General features: G+C 67.9%; 2 protein-coding genes. Both read left to right on the top strand.

The features are described 5' to 3' along the window. The coding region (locus tag GVL05_RS19725) for a carbohydrate ABC transporter permease (protein WP_235036085.1) at positions 1–950 on the top strand (950 nt) is incomplete at its 5' end. Then, complete coding sequence (locus GVL05_RS19720) at positions 947–1804, top strand: carbohydrate ABC transporter permease (protein WP_235036084.1); 858 nt, start codon at positions 947–949, stop codon at positions 1802–1804. The genes GVL05_RS19725 and GVL05_RS19720, both read left to right, overlap by 4 nt. Positions 1805–1996 lie beyond the last annotated feature (192 nt).

Raw genomic sequence — 1996 nt, 5'->3', positions numbered from 1 at the left:
GCGGTGCCGGGTTCGGGCGGCCGGTTCGTCCCGGCCGCGGGGCGCGTCGTCGGTCGGCGGTGGCGTCGCGCGCACCGCTCGTCCTGCTGGCGCCCGCGGCGATCCTGCTGCTCGCGCTCGTCGTCTACCCGCTCGTCCGGCTCGTCGTCATCTCGTTCCAGGACTACGGGCTCCGGGCGATCTTCACCGGGGAAGCCGGGTTCGCCGGGGTCTCGAACTACACGAACGTCCTGACCGACGCGTCGTTCTGGCCGGTCATCCTGCGCACCGTCCTGGTCACCGGGGCGATGGTGCTCGGCACGATCGTCATCGGGATGGGCGTCGCGCAGCTGCTCACCCGGTTGGGCGTCGCGATGCGCACCGTGGTCAGCGTCGTGCTCGTGCTGGCCTGGGCGATGCCGAACGTCGCATCGAGCCTGGTGTGGCAGTGGCTGTTCCAGCCCTTCTACGGGGTGCTCAACTGGCTCATCACGCAGCTGCGGGTGTTCGGCGACCACACGCAGGACAACTGGGCGTCGCACCCCGGGCAGGCGTACACGATCGTGCTCACGCTCGTGATCTGGCAGGCCGTGCCGTTCGTCGCCCTGACGCTGTACGCCGCACAGTCGCAGATCGCGCCGGAGTACTACGAGGCCGGGGCGCTCGACGGTGCCTCGACGTGGACGATGTACCGCGCGATCACGCTGCCGGCACTCGCCCCGACGCTGCTGCTCGTGTCGATCCTGTCGGTGATCTGGGACTTCAACGTCTTCAACCAGATCTGGTTGCTCACGAGGGGCGGTCCGGAAGAGGCCACCCTGACGCTGGGCATCTGGACGTTCGTGAAGTCGTTCGTCTCCAACGCGTACGGCCAGGGTGCCGCGATCGCCGTCATCTCGACCGTGATCCTCGGCGCGCTCACCAGCTACTACATCCGCCGGCTCGTCCGCAGCGGGGAGGAGGACCTGTGACCGTCTCGAATGCTGCGCCGGTGCGGGCGCGGAAGCGGAAGCCGCGCGTGGTGGCGAACACCATCGCGGTGGTGTTCTGCGTGGTGTGGGTGTTCCCGATCTACTGGATGGTGAACACCGCCTTCAAGCCGGCGGACGAGGTCACCACCATGACCCCGATCTGGGCACCACTGCACCCCACGCTCGACAACTTCACCCGCGCGCTCACGCAAGAGGGCTTCCTGGTCTACCTGCGGAACTCGACCATCGTCGTGGTGGCCGCCGTGCTGCTGTCGATCGTGGTCGGGTTCCTGGCGTCGGCGGCGCTGTCGCGGTTCCGGTTCCGCGGGCGGCGGGCGATCCTGGTCGGCATCCTGTTCGTGCAGATGATCCCGTCGGGCGCGCTGCTCATCCCGCTGTTCCTGTCGTTCCAGACCCTCGGTCTGCTCAACAGCTACGTCGGGCTGATCCTGGCGTACGTCGCGAGCGTGCTGCCGTTCTCGATCTGGGTGATGCGCGGGTTCTTCGTGGCCGTGCCCGTCGAGATCGAGGAGGCCGCGAAGGTCGACGGAGCCGGCACCTTCCGGATTCTCTGGAGCGTGCTGTTCCCCCTCGTGATGCCCGGGGTCATCGCCACGAGCGTCTTCGCGTTCATCGCGGCGTGGAACGACTACCTGATCGCGTACGTGATGCTCAAGGACCAGGGGATGTACACGCTGCCGGTCTGGCTCGCGGGCTTCTCGACGAACAAGGGCACGGACTTCGGTGGGCTGATGGCGGCGAGCGTGCTGTTCTCGATCCCCGTGGTCGTCTTCTTCCTCATCGTGCAGCGTCGGCTGGTCAGCGGCATGACCGCGGGAGCCGTCAAGGGCTGACGTGCTCGACCGAACACCCCGTCGCACACGCGGCGGGGTGTTCGTGCGTGTGGGGCGTTCGTGCGTGTGGGGTGTTCGTGCGTGTGCCGTCCGTCGAGGTTCCACGACATGCCGCGTGCTGGACAGCGAGGTTCCACGGACGGGCTGTGGGCGCCGCGAGATGCCGAGATTTCGGAACCTCGGGGGAGGGGG

Origin of the sequence: Curtobacterium sp. 18060, assembly GCF_902706105.1 — a bacterium.
Lineage (GTDB): Bacteria > Actinomycetota > Actinomycetes > Actinomycetales > Microbacteriaceae > Curtobacterium.
This window is presented reverse-complemented; position numbering and strand designations above follow the sequence as displayed.